Genomic DNA, 26,976 nt, shown 5'->3' on the forward strand with positions numbered 1-26,976 from the left:
GTCACGCCTTGACCGCACCTTCCATGAGTCCGCCGATGATCTGTCGGCCGAACGCGATGAAAACGACGATGAGCGGGAGGATCGACATGAGCGTGCCGCTGAAGATCAGCACGTAGTCCGTCCCGTACTTCGCGTTGAGCGAGTTGATGGCGACCTGGACCGTCGGGTTGTCCGGCGTCAGCACGATCAACGGCCACATGAAGTCGTTCCAGATCAGCATGAACGTGTTGATGCCCAGCACCGCCATGCCCGGCCGTACGGCCGGCAGGACGACGTTCCACCAGATCCGCAGGGTGGAGGCGCCGTCGACGCGGGCGGCCTCGACCAGCTCGTTGGGCACGGCCTGCTGGGTGTACTGCGTCATGAGGAAGACGCCGAAACCGTTGAGCAGGTACGGCAGGATCACAGCCTTGATCGAGCCGACCCATTCGAGGCTGACCATGAGCCGATAGAGGGGGACGATGCCCATCTGCTGCAGCGGGACCATCATGGTCAGCAGCACCAGCAGCAGCAGGACCTTGCCGCCCTTGAAGTTCAGCCGGGCGAACGCGAAGCCGGCGAACGTCGAGATCACCACCACCGAGACCGTCACCGTGCAGGCGATGATCAGGGAGTTGGTGAGACCGGTCAGGTAGTGCGCGTCGGGGTTGGACAGCACGCGCTGGATGTTCTCCCCGAGCTTGCCGCCGGGCAGGAACGGCGGCGGCATGTCGGTCGCCTCGGTGTTGGTGCGCGAGGCGATGACGATCATGTAGTACAGCGGGAACGCCGAGATGATGATCGTGACCGCGAGGATGAGCCTCGTCATCGGCGTGGCGTTCCAGAGGCCGGCGGTACCTCCCGGCGCCTTGGCGCGGCGCCGCCGCGTGGTGGCGGGCGCGGAGAGCGTGGTCACTTGTTGCCCCCGATCCGGCGGATGAGCAGGAAGTTGATGGCCGATCCGATGAGGATGAGCAGGAACAGCAGCCAGGCGGCCGCGGAGGCGTAGCCGTAGTCGAACTCGCGGAAGCCCTGCTCGAAGATGAACATCGACACGGTCTGGAACTGGCTGTTGGTGCCGCCGTGGACGTTGCCGTTGTAGAACGTGGTCGGCTCGGAGAACAGCGTGAGGCCGCCGATGGTGGAGTTCAGGACCACGAAGATCATCGTGGGCCGGAGCATCGGGATCGTGATCTGCCAGAACTGGCGCCGCCGCGACGCGCCGTCGATCGACGCCGCCTCGTAGAGGTCCTTCGGGATCGTCTGCATGCCGGCCAGGAAGATGATCGCGTTGTAGCCGGTCCAGCGCCAGTCGATCATGGTCGCGATGGCGAGCCAGGAGGGGAGACGCTCGGCCTTCCAGTCGATGGGATCGACCCCGAACCAGCCCAGAACCCAGTTGATCACGCCCCAGTCGCGCCCGTAGAGCTGGGTGAAGACGACCGCCACCGCGACGACAGAGGTGACCAGGGGGAGCAGGACGCCCAGCCGGACGAACAGCTGCGCCTTGATCCGCTTGTTCAGCGCGTTGGCCAGCATCAGGGCCAGCAGCATCTGCGGAACCGTCGCGATGATGAACATCGCGAGGGTGTTGACGACCGCCCTCCAGAAGGCGGCGTCGTCGAGCATGGCGGCGTAGTTGCCGAGACCCGTCCACTCGACCGTGCCGGTGAGGTCGTAGTCGAAGAACGAGTAGTAAAGGGTGAAGCCCAGCGGGAAGAGCCCGAAGATCAGGAAGAGCAGGTAGTAGGGAGAGACCAGGAGGTACGGCGCGGCCTTGAGGTCCAGCCAGGTCATGAAGGACCGGCCCGGTCTCGACCGGACATGCTTCCGATTGGGCGGCATCGGTGCCCGGGTGGGTTGCCCGGCGTCGACGTGCAGGCTCATAAGTTACCTTTCGGGTGAAAGCAGGCGACCGGCCCGCCGGCGGGGGTGCCGCTGCGGCGGACCGGTGCTCACCTGGCGGGCGTGATCAGCCCGCGGCCTTCACGGCGTCGTCGACGAGCTTCTTCCAGCCGTCGGCGTACGGCACGGAGCCGTCGTCGATGGCGGAGACGACCGACTCGATGGCGTTCTTGACCTGGGCGTGCTTCACACCGAGGAAGACCGGCTGGAGCGCGGAGGCCGACTTGGCGAAGATCTCACCGACGGGGGCGTCGTTGAAGTACTCGTTCTTCGCGCCCTGGACGGCCGGGTCCTGCTGCGCCTGGATGTTGGACGGCATGTTGCCGGCGTAGGTGAAGACGCTGACCTCGGCCTCCTTGCCGGTCAGGTAGTCGAGGACCTGCGCCGCCTCCTTGGGGTGCTTCGACTGCTTCGGCACGGCGAGCCAGGAGCCGCCCCAGTTGCCACCGTCGCCGGGCACCGCCGCGACGTCCCACTTGCCCTTGAAGTCCGGTCCGGCGCCGCCGTCGCCGCTGACCGCGCCGAGCATCCACGACGGGCAGCCGAGGGTGGCGAACTGCGACTTCTTCATGCCGGTGTTCCACTCCGGCGTGAAGTTGCGCAGCTTGGCCGTGAGGCCCTCCTGGCTGATCCTCTGGGCGAAGTCGTACGCCGTCTTGACCGCCGGGTTCTTGTCGACGATCAGGTTGTTGTCCTTGTCGAAGTAGGAGACGTTGCCGTTCTTGGCGGCCTCCTGCACCAGGACCACGTTGTAGAGCGTGTTGGTGCCGTCGACGAACTTCGTGTCCTTGATCTTGTCCTGGAACTTGTGGGCGACCTTGATGAAGTCGTCCCACGTCGGCCAGAGCTTGCTGACCTCGTCACGGTCGGAGGGCAGGCCCGCCTTCTCGAACAGGTCACGGCGGTAGCACAGGCTCATGCCGCCGACGTCGGTGCCGAGGCCGAACAGCTTGCCGTCGGCGGTGACGCCGTTCTCCCACTTCCAGGCGGCGAAGTCGCCCTTGCGGTTCTGCAGGCCGAACTCGCCCAGGTCGGCCCACCACTCGGGGTGCGCCTTGGCGAGACCCATGCCGCCCTCGTCGATGCCGACGACGTCACCGGCGCCCGCACCGGACTGCAGCCACTGGATCATCTGCGGCCAGTAGACCTGCTCGAACTGGTCGGTCAGGTTGTCGTACTTGATCTGGATGTCCTTGTGCTCGGCGTTCCACTTGTCGACGGCTTCCTTGTAGCCGAAGTTCTTGCCGCCGCCGAACGTCTGGAGCGTGATGGTGACGGGACCGGCCGCCGCCGAGGACCCGCCGCCCGACGCCGTGCCGGTGCTGTCGTCCGACCCGCAGGCGGCGGCGCCGAGAGCCAGCGCCGCCACCGCGGCGACCGCGAGCAGCCTGCCGCGGCGCGAGTGTGCAATCATTCCGGACCCCTCTCAGGTGGTATCCCGAATCGTCTGTGGGAGTGCATCCCAGGCCGGTCCCCGATCTCACGGCCCGCGATCGATGGTTGTGCTCGGTGCTCCCGCCCTGTGCCGAGCACGTTGGGAGCGCTCCCACGAAGGGTCCTCTATGAGCAACCGAGGCGTCAATATGCCGAAACCTAACTGTTACTCCCAGGGTGGTTAGAGCTGGTCAATGGGACATACTAGGACATACCACGCTTGGGAGCGCTCCCATATCCATATGGGCAGAAATGAATAGCGGACGCCCCCAACGTGCCGGGGCGTCCGCCCTTATCCGTTCCGCCGCCTCACCCGCCGGGGGCGCCCGCCGTGCCCACGGACACTCCGCCGCTCACCGAGACACCTGTGCCCGAAATCACAGGACCCGCGGCGTCCGCCAGCCGGCAGACCGGTCCCGAGCAGGCCCGCAGCAGCGTGAGCCGGGCCGACAGCGCCGTGATCAGGCCCGGGTCGGCCGTCGCCGCGAGGTTGTGCAGCTCCGCCGGGTCGGCGCGCAGGTCGTAGAGCTGCCGCTCCCCGGTCTCGTACTCCACGTACGCGTATCGGTCGTTCCGCAGCATCGCGTACGTGGGAGGCGAATGCGGCGAGTAGGAGGGATGGTAGAACTCGGTGAGCACGGCGTCGCGCCAGGGGACGGCCTGCCCGCGCAGGAGCGGGACGAGCGAGCGGCCCTCGGCCGTGGGCGGGACCACGGCCCCGCCCAGCTCGGCGAACGTGGGCGCGAGGTCCACCGTCGAGGTGAGCCGGTCGATCACGCCCCCGGCCGGCACGCCCGGGCCGCGCACCACCATCGGCACCCGGATGTCCTCCTCGAAGGGCGTGGTCTTGCCCGGCCGCAACCGGTGCTGGCCCAGGTGGAAGCCGTTGTCGGAGGTGAAGAAGATGTAGGTGTCGTCGAGGCGGCCCGCCCGGCTCAGCGCCTCGACCAGCGCGCCCACCATGTCGTCCACGCCGAGCATGGCGCGCAGCCGGTCGCGGTGGACGCGGTCGATCCTGCGGATGTCGGCGGCCGACAGCGGCGTGCGCTCACGCAGCCAGCCGGGCTCGGCGGACACGTCGGCCTGGTCGAACGACGCGGTCCGGGGCGCCTGCTCCCCGGCGAAGGCGGCGGCGTGACGCGGCGCGTGGTGCGCGGGCAGGTGCGGCGCCACCGGGGCGAGGTAGAGGAAGAACGGGGCGTCCCCCCGCGTGGTGTCGGTCGCGAACGCCGTGGCCTTGGCGCTCAGCACGTCCTCCAGGTAGTCCTCGGGGGCGTGGCCGTAGCGCCGGATCACACCGTTCTCGTTGAGCGCGTAGCCGTACTCCTGGTAGAGCCGGGTGACCGGAACGTGCCACTCGTCCCAGCCGGGCGGGATGTAGGTGCGCGGCGCGCCCTCGGGATAGTTGTTGAGATATTTGCCCATGAGCGCGGTGCGGTAGCCCGCGTCGTGCATCCACGTCCCGAGGGTGGACGCCTCCAGTGGCCGGAACTTCGGGAATCCGCCGGTCGGCGACCGGTTGCTGTCCACGTGGTGGCTGTGCATGTACTGCGAGCGCAGGATGGACGAGCGGGAGGGGCAACACCAGGGATTGGTGACGAAGAAGCGGGACAGCGTGGTGCCCTGGCGCACCAGCAGGTTGGTGATGTTGGGGAACCGGCTCAGGTCGGCCGCGTCCAGGTCGTCGGCGAGGATGAGCACGATGTTGGGCCGTTGGGCCGCGAGCGCGAGCGCGAGTGCGGGGGCGGGCGCGCGGGACGCGCCGGTGAGCCCGAGGCACAGCAGGAGCGCCGCGGCGAGCCCGGCCCACAGCTTTCTCGATGGTCGTGGTTGGGGCACGGCAGCAATCATTGCCACGCGTTCGCCTGGGGAAACGTACGCAACGTGATCGCGTGACCGCGGCGCGTCCCGGTTCATGGAAAAATCTGGTCGATCCTCCCTGCCTCAGCCGACCACGGCGGGGTCGGGGCCGAGACGGCGACCCTCGTCGAGGCCGTTGATGGTGGCCATGTCCTCCGGGCTCAGCGCGAAGTCGAAGACGTCGATGTTCTCCCTGATGCGCGACGGCGTCACCGACTTCGGGATCACCACGTTGCCGAGCTGGATGTGCCAGCGCAGCACCACCTGCGCCGGCGTCTTGCCATACTTCGCGCCGATCTCGGCGAGGACGGGCAGATCGAGCAGGCCCTTCCCCTGGCCGAGCGGGCTCCACGCCTCGGTGACGATGCCGCGTTCGGCGTGGAAGCCGCGCAGCGCCCGCTGGGCGAACAGCGGGTGCAGCTCGACCTGGTTCACGGCGGGGGTCACCGTGGCCTCGGCGAGCAGGCGCTCCAGCGTGTCCACCCCGAAGTTGGACACCCCGATCGCCCGCACCCGTCCGTCGGCGTACAGCTTCTCCAGGGCCTTCCACGTCTCGACGTACTTGCCGCGCCGGGGCGCGGGCCAGTGGATCAGGTAGAGATCGAGGGTCTCCAGGCCGAGCCGCCGCATGCTCTCGTCGAAGGCGCGCAGCGCCTCGTCGTGGCCCTGCTGGTCGTTCCACAGCTTGGTGGTGACGAACAGCTCCTCGCGAGGGACGCCCGAGGCGCGCAGGGCGCGGCCGACACCCTCCTCGTTGCCGTACAGCGTGGCGGTGTCGATGCTGCGGTAGCCGGATTCGATGGCGGTCGTCACGGCCTTCTCGGCCTCGTCGTCGGTCATCCGCCACACCCCCAGGCCGAGCTGAGGCATCCGCACGCCGTTGTTGAGAGTGATCGCGTTCATGCGTCCCATGCTGCCGTAACGCGCCGAGGCGATCCCTTCGGGGTCTGTTCACCGTGCGTTCCCGTCCCCGTCGTGTCGGGCGGCTAGGTTGAGCGCGTCGTGAACGTTTCTTTACGGGGCGTGGAGAACGAGGGACGGCGCCACGCCGCCGAGCAGGGGCAGGCCGTCGCGTGGGTGGAGTCCCCCCTGCAGTTGCTGTGCGCCGTCGAGGCGCACCACGCGGGGCTCCTCGGGCCCGTCACCACCGTGGTGCCGCGGGCCGGGCTGCCGGCCCTGCGGCTGACCCTCCGCGAACTCGACCGGCTCGGGCTGCCCGAGGGGCTGAGGGTCGCCGAGCCGGCCGCGCGGGCTCCCCGGCCCGGCCGCGTCTGGGCGGTGGGCGACGCCTTCTCCGGGCGCGTCCAGCTCGCCCTCGTCACCGCGCTCCCCGGCCGCACGGTGCTGGTGGACGACGGGCTGGCCACGATCCGCCTGCTCGAACTGCTGGTCGCGCGCGGCCCGCTGCTGCGCGCCCGCGGAACCCCCGGCCTCGGCCGCAAGGTGCTCGCCACGGCCGCCGGGTTGCGCCTGCGCACCCGCAGGCCCACGGTGTTCACCGCGCTCCCGGTGCCCGCCGGCCTCGCGGCCGCGGTGGAGGGCACGGGCGCCCGGCTCGTACGGCACGACTTCGCCTGGCTGCGCGCCCAGCCCGCCCACCGGCCGCCGCCGGAGCGCACCGTCGTGCTCGGCACCTCGCTCGTACGCAACGGGCTCATCCACCGCGACCGCTACCTGCGCTGGCTGGAGCGGATCGACGAGCCCGTCGCGTACTTCCCCCACCGGCGCGAGGACCCCAGGGACCTCGACCGGGTGCGCGGGATCGTCGGACTGACCGTGTACGACGCCGGGGCGCCCGCCGAGATGACGCTGCGCGACCTGCGGCCGGACCAGCGGGTGCTGAGCCTGCCGTCCACCGCGGTGACCTCGCTGCGCGTCCTGCTGTCGGCCCGGGGCGTACGGGTGGAGACCGTCGACGTGCCGGACGACTGGTGGACGGCGTCGGCCGTCCCGTCGCTGCGCTCCCACCTCCAGCTCTTCGCGCACGAACCTCAGCCCCACCTGCACGATCCCGGAAAGGTCGCTCCTTGACCCGTCTGCTCGCCGTGGCCGACTCCGACTCGTATCTCAAGTGGGCCGCGGGCCTGCTGGACGCGACTCCGGAGGACTGGGTCACTGACCTGGCCGTCGTCCGCACGCCCATCACTCCCTCCGCGGCGCAGATCGCCGCCGCGGTGAGCGGCACCCGCGCGCAGGGCGAGGGGCTTCCCCAGGTGCTGGCGGCGCGGCAGCTGCGCCGGGCCGCCGAACGGTTCCGGCCCGACGCCGTGCTGCTGGCCTGCACCGGGCCGGTGGTGGACGCGCTGGCGGCCGAGACGCTGGCCGGGCTGCGGCCCCGGCTGGTGCTGGTGTCGGGGCTGCCCGGCATCTCGGTGCCCGCGACGGAGAAGGCCTGGCTCTTCCGCAGCGGCTGCGATCTGTTCGTCGTGCACAGCGGCCGGGAGGTCGCCGAGTTCTCCGAGATCGGCGCGCGGCTCGGCGGGGGAGGGGCGGTGGCGCTGGCCCGCCTGCCCTACCTCGATCACCTGGCTCGCGGCCCGGCCGCGCGGACCCCCGACGGCGTACGCGACCGCGTCGTTTTCGCGACCCAGGCCAAGGTGCCCAGGCGGCGCGAGGAGCGGGAGCGGATCCTGCTCGCCCTGGCCGAGCTCGGCAAGGCCAGGCCCGACCTCGACGTGGTGGTCAAGCTGCGGGCCCGCGACGACGAACGGCAGACGCACAACGAACGGCACCACTACGAGCGGCTGTGGACCGTGATGGAGGCCGAGGGCCGGGTGCCCGCGGGCGCCGTGCGCTTCGCCGCCGGGCCGATGCACGAGCATCTGAGCCGCGCCGCCGGGTTCGTCACGGTCAGCTCGACGGCCGCGCTGGAGGCGATCGCCGGTCACGTGCCGCTGCTCGTGCTGTCGGACTTCGGGGTCAGCGCGGAGATGATCAACCTGGTGTTCGATGGCAGCGGCTGCCTGGGCACGCTCGACGACCTGGTCAAGGCGGACTTCCGGGTCCCTGCCGGGGAGTGGTGCCGGGCCAACTACTTCCACGACCCCTCGGCCGGCGACTGGACCGGCCGCGTCGCCGCGCTGGTCGCCGCGGCCCGCGCGGGGACGCTGGAGCCGGCCCGCTCGCTCCTCGACGGTCCCGGGCACGCCGCCGCCCGCCGCCGCGCCCGGCTGCGCCTGGAGGTGCCGCCCAAGGTCCTGCGGTACGGCTACCGCGCCAGGCGCCGCATGCGCCGCGTCCTCAAGGCGCTGTAGACGATCACAGCGGGAGCGTCGCGGTGAGCAGCCCGGCGGCCTTGCGGACGTCGGCGTCCAGCGGCCGGTCGGGATCGGCCGCGGGGATCGCCTCGGCCAGGGTGTCGAGGAGCGCGGCGCAGCCCGAAGCCGTGGGGCGGCGGGCGCCGACATGCGCCGCCTGCCGCAACCCCACCGCCAGCGACCCGCAGAGCAGGCGCAGCAGTCCGGCCATGTCGTAGGCGCGCAGGGCGGCCTGAGTGCCGAACGGCACCACGTCCTGGTTGTGCAGGTTGGTCGGCAGGCTCTGCATACTGGCGGGCACGGCGGCGCGGCGGAGCTCGGCGACGAACGCGGTCGTGGCGAGCTGCACCCCCTGCATCCCGTGCTGACGGCCGGGCCCGGCGGCGAGCATGGGGGGCAGACCGCCGTTGCGGGCCGGGTCGACGAGGAGGTCGAGCTGCCGCTCGGCGAGGTTGCCGAGCTGAGCGGTGACCATCGCCAGGACGTCGGCGGCGAACGCGGCCGGCTGCCCGAAGAAGTTGCCGCCGTGCACGACCAGGTCGTCGTCGGGGAAGAACAGCGGGTTGTCGCTGACACTGGACAGGTCGGCCGCGACGACACCGTCCACGTAGCGCAGTGCGTCCTCGGCGGCGCCGAGCAGTTGCGGGGAGCAGCGGATGCTGTACGGCTCCTGCAGCGGACGCGTGCCGGAGGGGACGGTCCCGGCGAGGATCTTGCGCATGCCGTCGGCGACGTCGATCGCGCCGGGATGGCCGTAGGCGCCGAGCAGGCGCGGGTGGAGGAAGCCCGGGTCGCAGCCGAGCAGATCGGCCAGCAGGCAGGTGAGCGCCTGCAGCGCGCGGTGCGAGGACCGGACGCTGTCCAGGGCCAGGGCGGTCGCGGCGGTGGTGAGGGAGGTGCCGTTGACGAGCGCGAGCGCGTCCCGGCCGTCGAGCGTCAACGGGGTCAGCCCGGCATGGCGCAGCGCCTCGGCCGCGGGCATCCGCGAACCGTCGAGATACGCCTGTCCCCGGCCGCGCAGCGCCTGGGCGGCGTAGGCGAGCGGGATCAGGTCCCCGCTCGCGCCGACCGACCCGTAGCGTGGGATCGCCGGGACGAACGTCGTCGCGAACATCGCGGCGAGCCCGTCGACCACGTGTGCGGACACGCCGGACGCCCCCTGGGCGAGCGACCACGTGCGCACGAGGATCGCGGCCCGGCTCACCTCGTGGGGCAGATCCGGCCCCTGCCCGGCGCCGAGGTGGGCCAGGGTGTTGTCACACTGGTCCGCTTCATCCTCCCGGCCGGCGAACCCGACGAGGGCGCCGAATCCGGTGGTCGCGCCGTAGACCGGACGTTCCTCCTCCCGTACGTCGCGGAGGAAGCCACGGCCGCGCTCGACGCGGTCACGGACGGACGCGTCGACCACGACGGACACCGGTGCCGCGGCGCGGCGCAGGTCGGCTGAGCGCAGCGGAGCGCTGAGGTCGATGATGCCTTCGACGACGGGCATGTCCGGACTGTAGGCAGCCGATTCTCAGAAACCTATGAGAATCGGCTGCCTACAGTCCGGCTCATGGCGCATGACTACCTGATCATCGGGGCCGGGCCGGCCGGGCTGCAGCTCGCCGCGGAGCTCGAACGCGGCGGTCACGACTATGTCGTCCTGGAGCGCGGAGCCGGCCCGGGCACCTTCTTCACCCGGTTCCCGCGGCACCGCAAGCTGATCTCCATCAACAAGGTGCACACGGGGTACGACGACCCGGAGCTGCGGCTGCGGATGGACTGGAACTCGCTGCTGAGCGACGATCCCGGCCTGCTGTTCACCCGCTACAGCGACAGGTACTTCCCGCAGGCCGACGACCTCGTGCGTTACCTGTCCGACTACGCGGCGGCGACCGGCGTCCGGGCGCACTACGGCGTCGACGTCTTCCGGATCGGCCGGGACGACAACGGGTTCACCGCCACCGACCGCGACGGGCGCGCGTGGCGGGGGCGGCGGCTGGTCGTGGCCACCGGAGTCTCCCAGCTCTACGTCCCGCCGATCCCGGGCATCGAACTCGCCGAACGCTACGACACGTTCGAGACCGACCCGCGGTCCTTCGCCGACCAGCGGGTCCTGGTGATCGGCAAGGGCAACTCGGGGTTCGAGACCGCCGACGCGCTCATGGAGCACGCCGCGGTCATCCACGTCGCCGGGCCCCACTCCATCAGGATGGCCTGGCAGTCGCACTACGTCGGGCACCTGCGGGCGGTGAACAACAACTTCCTCGACAGCTACCAGCTGAAGTCCCAGAACTCGGTGCTCGACGGCACGGTGGAGAGCATCGAACGCCGTGCCGACGGCCGCTACCGGGTGATGTTCCGCTATGCCCGCACCGTGGAGGCGCTGCGCGAGCTGTTCTACGACCGGGTGATCGTGTGCACCGGCTTCCGGTTCGACGCCTCGATCTTCGACGACGGGTGCCGGCCCGCGCTGGTCATCGACGACCGTTTCCCCGAGCAGACCCCCGCGTACGAGTCCGTCAACGTGCCTGATCTGTACTTCGCCGGCACGCTCACGCAGCAACGCGACTTCAAGAAGGCCACCAGCGGGTTCATCCACGGTTTCCGGTACGGGGTGCGCGCGCTCTACCGGATCCTGACCACCCGTTATCACGGCGGGACCTGGCCGGCCGAGCGGGTCGAGCCCACGCCCGACGCGATCGCCGACGCGATCATCGCCAGGGTCAACCGCTCGTCGGCGCTGTGGCAGCAGTTCGGGGTGCTCGGCGACGTCGTCAGCGTGTCCGGAGCCACCGCGCTGTACCAGGAGGAGGTCCCGGTGGCGTACGTCGCGGACGGCGGCCTGGGACGCGCCCCGCACACGTTCGTCGTCACCCTGGAGTACGGCCCGCACCACGACGCCGTCGACCCCTTCGACGTCTCGATCCCCAGGGTCGCCGAGAACGACGCGGTCCACGCCTATGACGCGAGCTACCTGCACCCGGTGGTGCGGCACTACCGGGACGGCGCGCCGGCCGGCGTCCACCACCTCGCGGAGAACCTGGAGAACCAGTGGAACCTGCCGCACGTGCACCAGCAGCCCCTGGCCGTCTTCGTCAAGGAGTGCCTGGCCGATGCCGGCTGAGCCGTACCCGCGCGCCGTTCTGGACCTCCTGGCCGCGGCCGGGGACCGGCCCGTCTTCGAGCACGGCGCCCGTGTCGTCACCGGTGCGCGGATGCTCGGCCTCGTCCGGCGGATCGCGGCCGGGCTGCGCGCCGCGGCCGTGGGGCCCGGGGACGGCCTCGCCCTGGTGCTCGGCGTCACCCCGGAGGCGTTCGCCGCGACGATCGCCGCCTACGTCGTGGGAGCCCGGGCCGTCGGCGTGCGGCCCGGGCTGCCCGGCGGCCAGGTGCGCCACATGCTCCACCAGGACATCGCCGCGGTCGTGACCGACGCGGCCACCGGTCCGGAACACGCGCGGCGCACGCTGACCGTCTCCGAGCTGCTGGCCACGCCGGACGAGGACGGTCCGCTGCGCCTGTCCGGACGGCCGGAGGACGTCGCCCGGCTCGTCTACACCAGCGGCAGCACCGGCACCCCCAAGGCCTGCGCACAGACCTACGCCGCCATGAACGCCGCGTGGACGGCCCGTCCGGCGGCGTGGCCGCCCGCCATCCGCGAACTGGCCTCCCGGCTGCGGCGCTACCTGGTGTTCGGGTCGCTGAGCAGCCAGGTGATGATGGAGTACGGCGTGCTCACGCTCGCCGCGGGCGGGACCATGGTCGTCGCCGACCCGCCCGCGTTCCCCGAAGCGATCACCAGGTATCGGGCGACCGCGAGCGTCATCACCGTGCCCCGCCTGAACAGACTCGTCGCCGCCCAGCGCACCGCCCCGGCCGACCTGAGCAGCCTCCGGGCGCTCATGGTGTCCGGGTCGCCGCTGGAGGCGTCCCGGCTGCGCGAAGCGTCCGACGTGCTCGGCCCGGTCGTGTTCCACGGTTATGGGCAGACCGAGACCGGCACGATCTCCATGGCCACGCCGCGGGACGTCCCCCCGTCGGTCGGGTTCCCGCCCGACGCCGTCGACGTCGAGATCCGGGACGCGGACGGGCGGCCCGTCCCGCCCGGCGTCGACGGCGAGCTGTACGTCCGTACGCCCGCTCAGGCCGTCGGATACTGGGCCGACCCGGCGGAGACCGCCGAGGTGTTCGTCGACGGGTGGGTACGCACCCGCGACCTGGGCCACTTCGACGAAGACGGACGGCTGTACCTGACGGGGCGGACACGGGACGTCGTCATCGTCAACGCCAACCTCTACTACACCGGCCCGATCGAGCGGGTCCTCGCCGCGTCCCCCGGCGTCGCGGAGGCGTACGTGGTCGGCGCCCCGGACGAGGACACCGGCGAGGCGGTGCACGCGTTCGTGGTGCCGGCGGCGGGCCGGACCCCCGACCTCGACGCGCTGCGCAGGCTGGTCGGCGAGCGGCTCGGCGCCGAGTGCGTTCCCGCGGCCATCACCGTCCTCGACGAGGTGCCGCTGACGCCGAACGGCAAACCGGACAAGCGCCTTCTGGCGACCGCGATCTCCCGTGCCGGGCACGCCCCGCCGGACGAACCCGTCTGACGCCCAACCGCCGCCTACAGCGAGCGGGCCGGCTCGCCCGCGTGCGGCGCGGTCGGCCCGGAAGTGGGCTCGGCGGTGGGCCTGGAAGTGGGCTCGGCGGTGGGCTCGTGTGGCCGCGATGCCGTACGGCGCCGGGTGAGCAGCAGCGCGAGCGACCCGGCGGCCAGCCCCCAGAAGGCCGATCCGATGCCGGCGATGGAGGTCGCCGAGGCGGTGACGACGAAGGTGACCGCCGCCGCCTCCCGCAGGCCGGGCCCGGTGAAGGCGGTGGCCAGCGAGGAGGCGAGGGCCGGGAGCAGCGCGAGCCCGGCCACGGCGGTGACCAGCACCGGCGGTGAGGCCACGACGAGCGCGGTGGCGAAGGCGGCGCCCAGCCCCAGCGCGAGCTGCCCGGCGCCGAGGGCCAGGGTGGCGATCCAGCGGCGCGCCGGGTCGGGGTGGGCGTCGGGCCCGGCGGTCAGGGCCGCCGTGATGGCGGCGAGGTTGACGGCGTGCCCGCCGAACGGCGCGGTGGCCGTGCTGACGAGCCCCGTCGTCACCAGTGCGCCGCGCAGCGGCACGGAGTAGCCGTACGTCGAGAGGACGGCCGCCCCGGGCACGTTCTGTCCCGCCATGGTCACCAGGAACAGCGGCAGCGCGATGCCGACGAGGGCAGGCAGGGTCACGGCGGGCATCGTGAACACCGGGTCGGGGCGCAGGGACGCGGCCGGAAACGCGGTGCCGCTGACCGCGAGGCCGGCCACGGCCGCGACCAGCGCCCCGGGGATCGCCCACTGCCGGGCGTACCGCATCAGCACGGCCCAGGTCAGCGTGACCGGCCCGGCCAGCAGCGGAACCTCGGCCATCGCGCGGAGCGGGGCGGTGCACAGCGGGACCAGGACGCCGGCGAGCATGGCCGCCGCGATGGGGCCGGGGATCGCGGCGACGCCGCGGGCCAGCCACGGGACGATCCCGGCGAGCACGGTCAGCACCCCGCACACGGCGAAGGCCCCGACCGCCGCCGGGTAGCCGCCCTCCACGTGGCCGGTCGCGACGAGCAGCGCCGCGCCCGGCGTGGACCACGCGACCGCGACGGGCATCCGATAGCGGACGGACAGGACGGCGGCGGCGATCGCGATGCCGACGCACAGCGCGAGCAGGCCGGAGGCCGCCTGCCGGGAGTCGGCCCCGACCGCCCGCAGGCCCGCGAGGACGATCGAGAACGCGCTGGCGTATCCGACGACCGCGCTGACCAGACCGGTGAGCACCGGCTGCAGTGTCCGCACCATCATCGGCACCGCCTCTCTCACGAACACGACCGTTCCGTATACGGAACGATTTCCGGTGACACCATAGCCACGTGGGTACAGATGGGACAAGCCGGATAGACCCGGCCATCGGGCGGCGGCTGCGCGGGCTCCGGGAGGAACGCGGGCTGTCGCTGTCGGAGCTCGCCCGCAGGGCCGGCGTCGGCAAGGCCACCGTGTCAGGGCTCGAACACGGAACGCGCAACCCAACGCTGGAGACCATGTACGCGATCGCGGCGGCACTGTCGGTCCCGATGAGCGCACTGACGCTGGACCCCGGCGCCCCGGCCGGCGCCGCCTCGGCGGTGCGGGGCACGGCCGTCGTCTCCACCCTGCTGGAGGTGTTCAGGGAGCCGGGCGCGACCTACGAGATGTTCCGGCTGCGGATCGTCGCCGGGGTCGAGCAGACCTCGCCCGCGCATCCGCCCGGTGTGACCGAGCACCTGTCGGTCGTCGGGGGGACGATCAGGACCGGCCCCGCCGCCGCGCCGCTGACCGCGGGCCCGGGGGAGCACGTCTCGTGGGCCGCGGACGTCCCCCACGTCTACGCGGCCCTCGGCGGCGAGGACGCGCACGCGATCCTCCTCATCCGCACCCCTCACGACACCCCCCACGACCCTCCGGCCGGGCCGGTCGGCGGGGCAGGGAGCGTGAGCGGGTGAGCGCGGTGCCGACGGGTGGGCCCGGACAGGTGGGCGCGGGCGGGTGGGCGCGGGCGGGTGAGCACAGTGCGGGCGCGTGGGCGTCAGCGGGTGAGCAGGCGGCGCAGGCGTGAGGCCGGCGGCGCGGGCGGCTGTGCGGGCGGCTGTGCGGGTGACTGGGCGGGCGGGGGAAGCGGTGGCTCGATCAGGCCGAGCGACTCCAGCCTGCGCTTCTTGAAGTAGCGCGCGGGGCCGTGGGCGTCCACGTAGGCCGCCGCGGTCTCGCGCAGGCCGGGGTGGGCCGCGCTCTGCATGCAGTAGCCCACGGCTCCCACGAGGGCGGTGAGGTCGGCGGCGGGCGGCTCGGTGAGCGTGCCGTCGGCCTCCAGCCGGGGCAGCGTGGCGTCCACGATCGTCGCCGGGATCCGGTTGCTGTTCTCGTACGGCGTGAGCCGTTCGAGCACGAGATCGGTGCCGGTGGCCGCGACCGGCAGGCCGAAAAGCCGCCGCGCGGTCACCAGCGCGGTGGAGAAGCACCCGGCGACCAGCTCGGGGCGGTGCGCGGCGAAGCACGCCTCGGCGGGCGTCGCCTCGGGGGCCACGAGGAGATCGACCCCGAGCTCCGCGGCGACCGGCCGCAGCTCGCGGGCGTGCCGCCGCCCGGCGGCGGGGTGCGGTTTGAACAGCACGGTCCGGTGGCCGCGCGCCGCGACGCCGCGCAGCACGCGCTCGTGCAGCGCGGCCTCCTCGGCGGGCGTGATCAGGCCGAGCGCGGACAGGTACTGACCCAGGATGACCGCCTCGGCGCGGGGGGCCTCCTCGGCCGCCGCCGCGACCCGGCCGGTCACGCTCGTGAACGACGCGTCGGCCAGGGCCTCGGCCGGCACGCCGTGCTCGGCCAGGAGCAGGGGCGCGAGGCCGGGGACCAGGTCGAGGTGGAGCAGCCGGGTGATCCGCCCGGCGATCTCCCGCGGCAGCGGGTCGCGGGTCGGCCCATAGCTCATGAGGCCGTCGGAGTAGACGGTGATCGGGCAGTCCTTGACCAGGCCCGCGAGCGTGCGCGACGGGGGCACCGCGATCGACTCCAGGACCAGCTCGCCCGGCTCGCCGACCAGGTCGCGCAGCAGGCGGCCGAGCATGGGCGTCTCGATCGAGCGGGGTTTCCAGTCCGACGGGTGCAGCGGCGCGATGATCTCGTTCCAGGACAGGACGCGGTCGAACCGGTCGCGCAGCGCGGCGAACCCCGGCGCCTCGTCCAGCGCCGGGGTGACCTCCGGGATCGCCGCGTTGTTCGACACGAGGAGCACCCGGCCGCCGTCGCGGAACCGCCCCTCGTCGATCGCCGCCGCGAGCGTCATCGCGCCGAACAGCGTGGAGGCGTAGAACAGCGTGGTGTCAGGCACGCGGCCCTCCTGTCGGGTCGGGGTCCGGCAGGTGGGAGCCGAGCAGCGCGGCACGCTCGGGTTCCAGCCCGCCGAGCGCCTCGGTCAGCGTCTCGTGGGGCAGCCGGGCGAGCACCGCCCGCGCCCGCTCGTCGAACCGGGCGCGTACGGCCGGGGTGAACCGGCCGGCCAGCTCCACGTGATGGGCGAGCAGCGCGCACAGGTTGCGGGCCGCCTTCGGCAGATAGCGCGGCCCGGCCTCGTCCAGCACCATCTCGTAGGCGTCGAAGAAGTGGAGCTGCCGCTCGTCGCCGATCTGTGTGAGCGAGGCCGTCAGCCCCCGCCGGTAGAACACCCCGGCGAGGGAGACCACGGCGTACGACCGGGCCAGGCGGTGCAGCCGCCAGATCCACGGGCGGTCCTCGGCGGTGTGCAGCCCGGCGGGGAAGGTCAGCAGGTCGTCCAGCTCCCGCCGGTAGATCCCCGCCCAGGCGTAGGGGTAGTCGACCATGGTCTTGTGATCGACCGGGAGGATGCCGTCGCGGGGGTCCAGCACGACGCCGCGCCGGGGCTGCGGCGCCCGGTGCGTCTCCCGCCTGCGGCCCTCGACCTGGACGTGGTCCACGCGCACGAAGTCGCACCCGAGCCCGTCGATGGCGGCGACGAGGCGGGGCAGGTAGCCGGGCGCGAGCCAGTCGTCGGCGTCGAGGAAGGTGACGTAGCGGCCCGCGGCCAGCTTCAGCCCGGTGTTGCGGGCGGCGGCCAGCCCCAGCGGCACCGGGTTGCGGACGACGGTGAGCCCCGGCAGATCGCGCCGGAAGTCCTCGGCGACCTCCGGCGTCGCGTCCGCCGAGCCGTCGTCCACGACGACGACCTCGGTCTCGAACTCGGGCGTCCGGTTGCGCACCAGCGACGTGAGGGCGTCCGCGAGGTACGCCTCGCCGTCCCGGACCGGCACCACCACCGAGAGAGTGATCATGCGGTGACGCGGCGCAGCCGGGCCCGCGGGGCCTGCTCGCCCGGGTAGACGCGCTTCACGCCGTCGCCGAGCGCGGTCTCGATGATGCGGATGTCGCGGACCAGGTGCTCCAGGCCGGTGGGCTCCAGCGAGGCGGCGTGGTCGGAGCCCCACATCGCCCGGTCGAGCGTGATGTGCCGCTCGACGGTCACCGCGCCCAGCGTCACGGCGGCGAGCGAGATCTGCAGCCCGCGCTCGTGCCCCGAGTAGCCGACCGGCACGCCGTACCGCTGCCCGAGCGTGGTGATCATGCGGAGGTTGGCCTCCTCCGGCGGCAGTGGGTAGGTGGAGGTGGCGTGCATCATCACCAGGCGCTCGGTGCCGAGGATCTCCACCGCCGCGTCGATCTCCTCGATCGTGGACATGCCGGTGGACAGGATGACCGGCTTGCGGGTGGCGGCCAGCGCGCGCAGCAGCTCGTGGTCGGTCACCGAGGCCGAGGCCACCTTGTGCGCGACGACGTCCATCTCCTCCAGGAAGTCCACCGACGGGACGTCCCAGGGCGAGGCGAACCAGTCGATGCCGCGCTCCTCGCAGTATTTGGCGATGTAGCGGTATTCGTCGGCGCCGAACTCGGTCCGGATCTTGTACTCCATGTAGGTCATCTCGCCCCACGGCGTCTGCCGGATCTGGTCGCGCTGTTCGAGCGGCACGCAGATCTCCGGGGTCCGCTTCTGGAACTTGACGGCCTGGCAGCCGGCGTCGGCGGCCACGTCGATCAGCTTGCGGGCGATCTCGACGTCGCCGTTGTGGTTGATGCCGATCTCGCCGATCACGTATACGGGCTGCCCGGGGCCGACCAGCGACCGGCCGATCCGCACCGGCCGCGGCTGCCCGAGATGACCGGGCGCGCGGACGGGCGCGGGGGTGGTGACGGTCTCCAGCGCGGTGGACGGCCGGGCCGCGAGCACGCGGTCGGACAGCTCGCGTACGGCCCCGGCGCCCCCGGGGGCCGACAGCACGACGCGGGCGGCGGCGCGCACCCGGGGGTGGGCGTCGGGCACCGCGACCGGCCAGCCGACGATCGCCATGCAGGACAGGTCGTTGACGTCGTTGCCGACGTACGCCACCCGCTCGGGGGCCAGGCCCTCGGCGGCCAGCCACTCGCGCAGCGCGACGTCCTTGGCGCCGAGGCCCTGCACCACCGGCACGCCGAGCTTGGCGGCGCGGGCGGCGACGACCGGGTTGCGCTCTGTGGACAGCACGAGCACCTTAACGCCGGCCCGGCGCAGCAGCGCGATCCCCATCCCGTCGGAACGGCTGACCGCGACCATCTCCCTGCCGTCGGAGTCGACGAACGCACGGTCGTCGGTGTGCACGCCGTCGAAGTCGGTGACGACGGCGTCCACGTCGATCGGCAGCGGCTCGTCCACGAACGGCGCGAGCGCGCGGGCGATCTCCAGGTCCTCCGGAGTGTCGATCTCGACGGCGTGCCCGGCGGGCACCGGCTGGACCGCGACCCTGCCGAAGAAGCGGTGGCCCCGCTCCCGCAGCCCCTCCGTACGCATGACGTAGAACGCGCCGGTCTCGCGGAAGTGGGGCTCGCGGTCCTGGCGGCGCGGGCGCACGGCCGGGTCGTGGTTCACGCCGTGGCCGGCGCCGGTCCAGACGAACTCGTAGGTCTCGGTGCCGGAGAAGACCGAGTCGGCCTCGCCGTCCAGCACCTTCTCGACGGCGGCGTCGAGGTCGCGGGGGTCGAGGAACGCGCTCGTGCACTGGACGAGCACGACGATCTCGGGCGTCTCGCCGCCGAGCTCGGACAGGGCGTGCAGCACGGCGGACTCGCTGGAGGCGGTCGGGCCGCTGAGCTCGGCGGGCCGGCGCACGATCCGGGCGCCCGCGCTCCGCGCCACCTCGGCGATGCGGTCGTGGTCGGTGCTGACGACCACGTCGTCGACGAGTTCGGCGCGCAGACAGGCGTCCACCGCCCGGGCGACGAGCGGGACGCCGCCCACCTTCTCGAGGTTCTTCAGCGGGACGCCCACCGACCCTCCACGGGCGGGGACGACGGCCAGCACTCGCACGAGTGACTCCTCTACCTGCGACAACGGGGACCCCAGGGGGCCGGGGTGTCCCGAAAACTAGCCAGCAGGTTCTCCCGTACGGGGTTACTGGGCTGAACGACCAGGGGCGCTGTCCTTAACTTTGGGTGTCACCGCCCGGGGAACTTCGGGTGTCACTGCCCGGGGCGCCGCAGTCGCGGGCGGGAAGGTCGGAGACACGGTAGTCCGCGGCGAGATCGCCGGCGTCCGGCTCGTCGGCGTCCGGAAAGCAGTCGAGGGGGTCCACGGCGTCGGCGCCGGGATCGTCCGCGGCCTCCGGGGACAGCGGCAGCGTGATCACGAAACGCACGCCGGGTTCGCCGTCCGTGACGTCCTCCACCCGGATGGAGCCGCCGTGGGCCTCCACCACCTCACGGGCGATGGCCAGGCCGAGGCCCGTGCCGCCCCGGTCGCGGCTGCGTGCCGCGTCGGTGCGGTAGAACCGCTCGAAGATCCGCTCACGGTCGGCCTCGGAGATCGGCAGGCCGTCGTTGCGCACGTACAGGACGGCCGCGTCCTCGGTGGACGTGACCCGCACGCAGACCACCGTCAGCGCGTGCCGCTCGGCGTTGTCGAGCAGGTTCGCCACCACCCGGGCGAGGTGACGGCGCACGCCCCTGACCATCACCCCCGGGGTGTCGTGGAGGTGGACCGGCAGCCGTTCCGGCCGCCGCTCGATTTCGGCGACCACCAGATGGGACAGGTCGACCTCCTCCCGGGCGGTCTCGGGGACCGTCGGGATCCGTGCGAGCAGGAGCAGGTCGGCGACGATCGCCTCAAGGCGGTCGGTGTCGCGGAGCGCGGCGCAGAGCGCCTCGGCGGTGTCCTCGGGGTGCAGCCGCGCGCTCTCCAGTTGGGCGCGTATGCCGGCGATGGGGGTGAGCAGTTCGTGGGAGGCGTCGGCGGCGAACTGCCGCTGCCGCTGGATCGAGGTGTCCAGCCGCGACAGCGCGTCGTTGGCGGCCTGCGCCAGCCGGGAGAACTCGTCGTCGCCGGGCGGCTCGGGCACCCGGCCGCCGGGATTGCGGTCGGTGATCTCGGCGAGCTCCGACCGGATCGCCTCCACCGGCCGCAGCGCGCGGCCCGTGACGTTGTAGGCCGTCCAGCCCGCGAGCGCGGTGAGCAGCAGGGCCGCCAGCAGCAGCGCCGGCAGCGTGACGGAGGTGTCGAGGATCCCCGGAGCCGCCCGGCCCGCGTAGACGAGGTCGGAGCCGGAACCCGGGGAGACCCGCAGCACCGTGATGTAGAGGCAGTCGCGCCCGGCGGGGGAGCAGGCCGTCGTCTGGGTGACCTCGCGGTCGGGGGCCGGGCGTAACGGGCTCAGGCGGGGCAGGTGCTCGGCCGCCGGGCTCTCGGCGACGACCCGGCCGTCCGGCCCCGTCACCTCGATCAGGTTGATGTCGTTCCCGCCGGTCGGTATGGGATTGGGCAGGTGGCCACCGCGGATCTGCGCGGCGACGGACGTGGCGGTGTCGAGGCTCCGATCCCAGATGCGGTCCGCGACCATGTCTCGGACGAGCACGTGCACCACGATCGCGAGCGGGATCAGCAGGATCGCCGCTGTCCCGGTGGCGAGGAGGGCCAGCCGGGCTCGCAGCGACGGGGAGCGCCTGGGGAGGAGCATTACCCGAGGTTACTGATGGTCATCCTTAGGGAAACTCGCGACATCGGAAAGCTCGCCCCAAAGTTGCCCAAAGTCTCTCAAGGGGTGCAACCGGGTGCGGGTTTCCGCACCTGGTCGTACCCCGTGGGCGTCCCTGCGACTCCTCGGGAAACACCCCGGCCGTACGGGCGGCACGGCCGGGGTGCCGCTTCACGCCGCCTCGACGAACACCCCGGCCGTACGGGCGGGCACGGTCAGCGTGCCGGTCGCCGGATCGGCCGACGCCTGCCGCACCATCGGGTCGGCCGACGCCGCCTGCACCGGGTGCGGCGCGACCCGGGCGCCCTTCAGCGCGGGCACGACGGGGGCGGCGGTCTTCCCGGTGGCGTTGAACACCACGTAGATCGTCTTGTTCGCGGGATCGACCCCGGCGGCGTCGATGCGCATGACGATCACGCCGGGGATGCCCGACGGCGGGAAGGAGACCCGCCTGGCGATCTCCGCGGCCGAGCCGAGCGAGAAGGCCGGGGAGGAGTAGCGGATCCGCAGCAGCTCGCCGAACCGCGCCCGGGCCGCGCCGATCGCCGCGCAGTCCGGCTTCAGCGCGGGGTCGGCCAGCAGGGGCCGCGCGTACGGCCAGCGCGCCTCGTTGTCCCGCGCGGGCGGCAGGCCGCCCCCGAAGCCGTTGCCCTGACGGCAGTCCCACAGCAGGCGGTTGAACCAGTCGCCCGAGTCGTAGGAGTTGCGGTCGAGCGACTTCGACCGCAGCCGCTCGCTGCCTGCGTGGACGAACGCGGTGCCCTGGCCGAGCAGGACCGTCGCCAGCGAAAGCGACTGCATCCTGACCCGGTCGGCCATCGGGGTGTCCTTCGGCAGCTTGTAGGCGAGCGCGTCGAACAGCGTCTCGTTGTCGTGGGCGTCCACGTAGGTCACCGTGTCGGCGGGCTCGGCGGCATACCCGGCGGGCCCGCCGTTGTAGTCGACCTGCGAGCCCTTGACGGGCGTGCCGGACGACCCGGTGAACGCGAAGTCGCGCAGGTTGCCCGCCAGGCCCAGCTTCACCAGGTCTTCGGCGTGCGCGAGCCGGCCGTCCTGCGCCGAGTCGGCCAGGCCCGAGCCGAAACCCTGGACGCCGGGGTCGGCGTCGAACGGCGAGCCGCCGCGCACCGCGTCGCGCAGCCGGTCGCTGAACGTGCCGATCCCGGTGCCCGCCATGTTGGCCTGGGTGGCCTGCTCGAACCTGGCGTCGTCGGCCACCTCGCCGAAGTTCCAGCCCTCGCCGTACAGGATGATCGACTTGCCGTCCACGCCGTCCTTGGCGGGCGTGAGCGCGTCGAGGGCCTTGCGCACGGCCAGGATGTTCGCCTTCGGGTGGTGGCCCATCAGGTCGAACCGGAAGCCGTCCACCTTGTACTGCTTCGCCCAGGTGACGATCGAGTCGACGACGAGCCGGCCCATCATCGCGTGCTCGGGCGCGGTGTTCGCGCAGCAGGTGGAGGCGGCCACCGTGCCGTCGTCCATGAGCCGGTGGTAGTAGCCGGGGACGACGCGGTCGAGCACGCTGCCCGGGTCCTGCCCGGCGGCGTGGGTGTGGTTGTAGACCACGTCCATGACCACCCGCAGGCCCGCCCCGTTGAGCCCGGCGACCATCTCGCGGAACTCCTTGATCCGCTTGTCCGGGCCGGTCGCGTACGACCCCTCGGGCACGGTGTAGTGCAGCGGGTCGTAGCCCCAGTTGAACGAGTCGTTCGCGGCGGTCTCCGCCACGCACGCCTGCTGCCGGTCGGAGTCGGGCGGCAGCGCGGCGAGGTCGCAGGCGGGCTCGGTGCGGTCGGCCTTCCGGTCGGGCACGGTGGCGAAGTCGAAGGCCGGCAGCAGGTGGACGTGGGTGAGGCCGTCCTTCGCCAGGCTCCGCAGCTCGGTCATCCCCGCGCTGCCGGTCTCGGTGAACGCCTTGTAGGTGCCGCGCTCGGCCTCGGGGACCGTGGTGTCGGAGGCCGAGAAGTCGCGCACGTGCAGCTCGTAGATCGACGCCCGGTCCTGGCGCACCGCGGGCGGCTTCTTCAGGCTGGTCCACCCGTCGGGCCGCAGCGACCGGTCGTCGAGATCGACGATCTGGCTGCGCCCCGAGCCCGCCGAGACCGACAGGCTGTAGGGGTCGGTCACCTCGTTGGTCACGATCTTCCCGGCGGCGGGGGCGTAGACGGTGACGAGATAGGTGTAGTACCTGCCCTTCCATGACGCCGGGCCGTCGATCGACCACACGCCGGTCGCGTCGTCCCTGCGCATCCCGTGCACCGTCCTGCGTCCGCCCTCGGGACCGTCATAGAGGGCCAGCTCGACCTTCCGGGCGGTCGGCGCCCACACCGCGAGCCCGCCGCGGCCCGTCGGGCCCAGCGGGACCTTCGCGGCCCCGGCGTACAGGTCGTCGAGCACGCCGGGGATCTGCACGCCGGTGGCGGTCAGCAGCGCGCCCGAGGGCCCGCGCTCGATCGCCACGACCTGGCCGCGCAGCGCGTCGCGCACGAGGCCGGCGTCGCGCGGGTCCACCTTCAGCGCGCCGTACGCCGCCAGATGCGGCCAGGCGGCCTTCCGGGCGTCGCCGAGCGTGCCCGGCGTCAGCCGGATGAGGTGGACGTCCCCGGACAGGTCGCCCTTGGCGTACGCGATGTCGCCCGTGGGGGAATAGGCCAGCGCGTAGTGGTTCGCCTCGGCGACCGTGCCCTTCCACGCGACCGTGTCCCTGTCGATCCACTGGGCCGTGGCCTTGGACAGGTCGGCGTCCGCACCGGAGGCCGCGGGCTGCGGCAGCAGATATCCGTCCACACCTGACAGTTTCCACACCTCGTGGCCGGTCACGCCCAGGTCGAGCGACTGGTCGGCCTGCTGGTCCTTCTCGTCGCCCTTGTGGATGATCCAGCCCAGCGTCTTCGCGTCGTCCTTGAGCGGCACCTCGAACCACACGCCGAAGGCGTCGGCGCCGGCCGGCTTCAGCGGGTCGCTCCACTCGACCGAGCCGGACGCGTCGCCCCAGAAATGCAGCCCCCAGCCGTCGTAGTCGCCGTCGTCGCGGTGGTAGTGCAGCACCGCGACGTTCCGCGCCGCCGCCGCGCCGGCGTGGATCTGCGTCCCGCCCGAGTTCACGTACGCCTCGGGCTGCCGGGCCGGGACGAACGACTGATCGGGACCGGGGTCCTTGGTGTCGCCCTTGTGGACGATGTAGTTCAGCGCCGCGTCGGCGTTCTTCAGCGGCACCCGCCAGAAGGCACCGAAGGAGTCCGTCCCGTCCGGCGGGCGCGGTGCGCCCCAGTCGGTGCCCGCGCCGTCGGCGATCGCGTCGCCCCACAGGTGCAGGCCCCAGCCGTCGTACGCGCCGTCGGGGCGGCGGTAGTGGATCGTGGCGAAGCCCTCGGCGGCGGCCCGGGAGGCGTACACCTCGGGCCTGCCCTCGACGAGCCACACCTCGCCCGTGCGCACCGGGTCGACCATGCGGTCGCCCTGGTCCTTGGTGTCGCCCTTGTGGGTGATCAGGCCGACCTCGGTGGCGCCGGGCTTCAGCTTGAGCCAGGCGAAGCGGCCGAAGGCGTCCTCGCCCTCGAAGGCGACCGGCGAGCCCCACTCGACCGTCTGGTCGATGTCGCCCCAGGCGTGCAGGCCCCAGCCGTCGTAGTCGCCGCCCTCGCGCTTGTAGTGGACCACCAGGTGGTCGCGTGTGACCGCGCCCGGCTCCTCCTCCGCGGGCACCGGCCCGGCCGTCGCGGTCGCCGTGGCGGAGGCGTACCGGCCCGCCGAGTCCTTCACGACCGCCTTGTACGTGAGCGGGGCGCCCTCGGGCATGCCGGTGAGGTCGTGGAAGACGCGATAGGTGCGGCCGTTGGGCGCGTCGTCGGTGCCGAGCACCCGCCACGGCGCGTCCCCCGCCTTGACGGCGAAGGTGACCTGGGCGAACCCGTCGCCGGGCACCTCGGCGGAGATCGGCACCCGCCCGTCGGCGGCCGTGCCGCGCAGGGTCTCGCCGGGCAGCGTGAGGGTGACCCGCGGGGCCGCGCCGGGGGCGGCCAGAGGCTTGTCCGCGCGGTAGACGACGGCCGACAGCGGCGGCACGGTCACGGCCAGCGTGCCGCCGGAGCCGCTCGTGAGCCGCTGCGTCCCGCCGTACACCTGGGTGAAGGAGGCGCCGGGGGAGTAGTAGGTCGGGATGCGGACGTCCGCGGCCGTCGCGCCGTTGTTGAGCGCCACCACGAACTCGACCCGCTCCCCGGCGGCGATCCGGGAGAACGCGAACACGTTCCCGCTCGCCAGCCGCACGATCTGCGCGCCGTCCGCCAGCGCGGGGTAGCGGTCGCGCAGCCGGGCCAGCTCGGCGATCGAGATGTAGAGGGGATGGGTGGTGACGTAGTTGGCGGTCGCGTGGGTGGCGGTGGTGCCGATGAGGTCGTCGTCGAGATAGCCGGCCGTCTTCGAGGCGAACATCGGCTGCCGGGCGTCCTTGTCGCCTCCGCCGCCGGTGAAGCCCTGCTCGTCGCCGTAGTACACGACCGGCTGGCCGCGGGTCAGGTACATGAGCTGGTGGGCCAGGCGATCGCGGGCGAGCAGTGTCGCGTCGTCCGCCGAGGGGGCGTCCTGCTTGAGGAAGTAGCCGATCCGGCCCATGTCGTGGTTGCCGAGGAACGTCGGCAGCGACGAGGCGTTGGAGTCGGCGTCGGTGAAGTAGTCGTCGGCGGCGTACAGCCTGCCGAGGCTCGCGGCGTCGCCGCCGCTCGCGAACGAGCGGGCCGCCTCCTGGAAGCCGAAGTCGAGCGTGGCGTCGAGCGTGCCGGTGGTCGTGTAGCGGCTCTCGAACGCGGGGTCGGAGCTGTAGACCTCGCCGAACATGAAGAACCTGTCGTTGCCGAGCTTGGCGGCGTAGCCGTGCAGGGCGGGCGCGAAGCGCTGCCAGAACTCCATGTTGACGTGCTTGGCGGTGTCGATGCGGAAGCCGTCGACTCCGGTCTCCTTGACCCACGTCCGGTAGATGTCGGTCATGCCCTTCACGACCTCGGGCCGCTCGGTCCACAGGTCGTCGAGGCCGGAGAAGTCGCCATACTCGGAGCTCTCGCCGGAGAAGGTCGAGTCGCCCCGGTTGTGATACATCGTCGGGTCGTTCAGCCACGACGGCACCTTCGACTTCGCCGTCACCACCGGCGTGTACGGGAACGACTCGGCGGTGACCTTCGGGAAGTCGTCGCGCAGGGCGTGGTCGCGGTCGTCGAAGACCCGGCCGGAGGCGTCCACGTAGGGATAGGCGGCCTTGCCGCGATAGCCGTACGTCTTCTCCTTGTAGTCGATGACGTCGGCGGTGTGGTTGGTGATGATGTCGAAGAACACCTTCATGCCGCGCCTGTGCGCCTCCTTGACGAGGCTCTTCATCTGCGCGTTGGTGCCGAGGTGCGGGTCGATCCTGGTGAAGTCGGTGATCCAGTAGCCGTGGTAGCCGGCGCTCGCGTCCGCGCCCGTGCCCTGCACGGGCCGGTTCTTGAACGACGGGGTGAGCCAGACGGCCGTGGCGCCGAGGCCCTTGATGTAGTCGAGCTTGCCGATCAGGCCGGCGAGGTCGCCGCCCTGGTAGAAGCCTTTGTCCGTGGGGTCGTAGCCGGTCGTGAGCCGGTCGCCGGACAGCCCGCCCCGGTCGTTGGACGGGTCGCCGTTCGCGAACCGGTCGGTCATCGCGAAGTAGAGCCGTTCGCGGGACAGGTCCGTACGGAGGGCGTCGCGGGCGAGCTCGGCGTCCGGCGGCGCGCCTGCCGCGCCCGTGACCGCGGAAACCGGGGCGGACGCCGCGGGGGGAGCGGCCAGGGGGACGGCGATGAGCGCGACGGTGAGCGCGGCGGTGAGCGCGGCGCTGAGGGCCGCGGCCGTGGAGAGTGCCACGGGCACGCGCGTACGCCGGTGCTGGGGGGTCACCATGGCCCGGAAGCTACTGGCGGCCCCAGGTCTGTGC

17 protein-coding genes are annotated in these 26,976 nt (G+C 72.4%); 5 read left to right on the forward strand and 12 right to left on the reverse strand.

Annotated elements, in window-relative coordinates:
- Position 1: 1 nt before the first annotated feature.
- From HCK04_RS17050 to HCK04_RS17070, 5 genes are all read right to left on the reverse strand, one after another.
- Positions 2 to 895, reverse strand: coding sequence for a carbohydrate ABC transporter permease (locus HCK04_RS17050; RefSeq protein ID WP_142648319.1), 894 nt, complete (start codon positions 893 to 895; stop codon positions 2 to 4).
- Positions 892 to 1,776 carry a sugar ABC transporter permease gene (locus HCK04_RS17055; protein WP_240971508.1) on the reverse strand — a complete coding sequence of 295 codons (885 nt, stop codon included), beginning with the start codon at positions 1,774 to 1,776 and terminating at the stop codon, positions 892 to 894. The genes HCK04_RS17050 and HCK04_RS17055 overlap by 4 nt, the downstream gene beginning before the upstream one ends.
- A 175-nt stretch (positions 1,777 to 1,951) precedes the next feature.
- Positions 1,952 to 3,298 carry an extracellular solute-binding protein gene (locus HCK04_RS17060; protein ID WP_142648321.1) on the reverse strand — a complete coding sequence of 449 codons (1,347 nt, stop codon included), beginning with the start codon at positions 3,296 to 3,298 and terminating at the stop codon, positions 1,952 to 1,954.
- A gap of 329 nt (positions 3,299 to 3,627) precedes the next feature.
- Complete coding sequence (locus HCK04_RS17065) at positions 3,628 to 5,169, reverse strand: sulfatase (protein ID WP_168066013.1); 1,542 nt, start codon at positions 5,167 to 5,169, stop codon at positions 3,628 to 3,630.
- A gap of 93 nt (positions 5,170 to 5,262) precedes the next feature.
- Positions 5,263 to 6,081 (reverse strand): aldo/keto reductase, encoded by an 819-nt coding sequence (locus HCK04_RS17070; RefSeq protein ID WP_205830357.1) that lies wholly within the window; start codon positions 6,079 to 6,081, stop codon positions 5,263 to 5,265.
- 99 nt (positions 6,082 to 6,180) lie between these two features.
- Here HCK04_RS17070 and HCK04_RS17075 point away from each other — a divergent pair, with 99 nt between their 5' ends.
- Both HCK04_RS17075 and HCK04_RS17080 read left to right on the forward strand, forming a co-directional pair.
- Complete coding sequence (locus HCK04_RS17075) at positions 6,181 to 7,209, forward strand: hypothetical protein (protein ID WP_185948982.1); 1,029 nt, start codon at positions 6,181 to 6,183, stop codon at positions 7,207 to 7,209.
- Positions 7,206 to 8,432 carry a DUF6716 putative glycosyltransferase gene (locus tag HCK04_RS17080; RefSeq protein ID WP_142648323.1) on the forward strand — a complete coding sequence of 409 codons (1,227 nt, stop codon included), beginning with the start codon at positions 7,206 to 7,208 and terminating at the stop codon, positions 8,430 to 8,432. Before HCK04_RS17075 ends, HCK04_RS17080 begins: the two co-directional genes overlap by 4 nt.
- A gap of 4 nt (positions 8,433 to 8,436) precedes the next feature.
- On the opposite strand, the gene HCK04_RS17085 is transcribed toward HCK04_RS17080, so the two are convergent.
- Entirely contained in the window at positions 8,437 to 9,927 is a 1,491-nt protein-coding gene (locus HCK04_RS17085; protein WP_142648324.1) for an aromatic amino acid ammonia-lyase, read from the reverse strand.
- A 63-nt stretch (positions 9,928 to 9,990) separates the two neighbouring features.
- Between HCK04_RS17085 and HCK04_RS17090 the strand changes: the two genes are divergently transcribed.
- Positions 9,991 to 11,544: an NAD(P)-binding domain-containing protein gene (locus tag HCK04_RS17090; RefSeq protein ID WP_142648325.1), complete on the forward strand. Its 1,554-nt coding sequence runs from the start codon at positions 9,991 to 9,993 to the stop codon at positions 11,542 to 11,544.
- Positions 11,534 to 13,024: a fatty acid--CoA ligase family protein gene (locus HCK04_RS17095; RefSeq protein ID WP_142648326.1), complete on the forward strand. Its 1,491-nt coding sequence runs from the start codon at positions 11,534 to 11,536 to the stop codon at positions 13,022 to 13,024. Before HCK04_RS17090 ends, HCK04_RS17095 begins: the two co-directional genes overlap by 11 nt.
- 14 nt (positions 13,025 to 13,038) lie before the next feature.
- Here HCK04_RS17095 and HCK04_RS17100 read toward each other — a convergent pair whose 3' ends face one another.
- Complete coding sequence (locus tag HCK04_RS17100; RefSeq protein WP_312845747.1) at positions 13,039 to 14,319, reverse strand: benzoate/H(+) symporter BenE family transporter; 1,281 nt, start codon at positions 14,317 to 14,319, stop codon at positions 13,039 to 13,041.
- Between the two features lie 44 nt (positions 14,320 to 14,363).
- Here HCK04_RS17100 and HCK04_RS17105 point away from each other — a divergent pair, with 44 nt between their 5' ends.
- Positions 14,364 to 14,972 carry a helix-turn-helix domain-containing protein gene (locus HCK04_RS17105; protein ID WP_221889927.1) on the forward strand — a complete coding sequence of 203 codons (609 nt, stop codon included), beginning with the start codon at positions 14,364 to 14,366 and terminating at the stop codon, positions 14,970 to 14,972.
- An 83-nt stretch (positions 14,973 to 15,055) separates the two neighbouring features.
- Here the strand turns inward: HCK04_RS17105 and HCK04_RS17110 are convergent, their stop codons facing one another.
- The 5 genes from HCK04_RS17110 to pulA all read right to left on the reverse strand — a co-directional run bounded on the left by HCK04_RS17110 (position 15,056) and on the right by pulA (position 26,942).
- Entirely contained in the window at positions 15,056 to 16,354 is a 1,299-nt protein-coding gene (locus HCK04_RS17110; protein ID WP_260617308.1) for an alpha-2,8-polysialyltransferase family protein, read from the reverse strand.
- Complete coding sequence (locus HCK04_RS17115; protein WP_142648327.1) at positions 16,347 to 17,312, reverse strand: glycosyltransferase family 2 protein; 966 nt, start codon at positions 17,310 to 17,312, stop codon at positions 16,347 to 16,349. The genes HCK04_RS17110 and HCK04_RS17115 overlap by 8 nt, the downstream gene beginning before the upstream one ends.
- Complete coding sequence (locus tag HCK04_RS17120; protein ID WP_142648328.1) at positions 17,309 to 19,375, reverse strand: N-acetylneuraminate synthase family protein; 2,067 nt, start codon at positions 19,373 to 19,375, stop codon at positions 17,309 to 17,311. Before HCK04_RS17120 ends, HCK04_RS17115 begins: the two co-directional genes overlap by 4 nt.
- Positions 19,376 to 19,490: 115 nt before the next feature.
- Positions 19,491 to 21,017: a HAMP domain-containing sensor histidine kinase gene (locus HCK04_RS17125; RefSeq protein ID WP_142648329.1), complete on the reverse strand. Its 1,527-nt coding sequence runs from the start codon at positions 21,015 to 21,017 to the stop codon at positions 19,491 to 19,493.
- Positions 21,018 to 21,206: 189 nt separating this feature from the next.
- Entirely contained in the window at positions 21,207 to 26,942 is a 5,736-nt protein-coding gene (gene pulA, locus HCK04_RS17130) for a pullulanase-type alpha-1,6-glucosidase (protein ID WP_142648330.1), read from the reverse strand.
- Positions 26,943 to 26,976 lie beyond the last annotated feature (34 nt).

This window comes from Microbispora sp. CL1-1 (assembly GCF_012034195.1).
Classification (GTDB): domain Bacteria; phylum Actinomycetota; class Actinomycetes; order Streptosporangiales; family Streptosporangiaceae; genus Microbispora.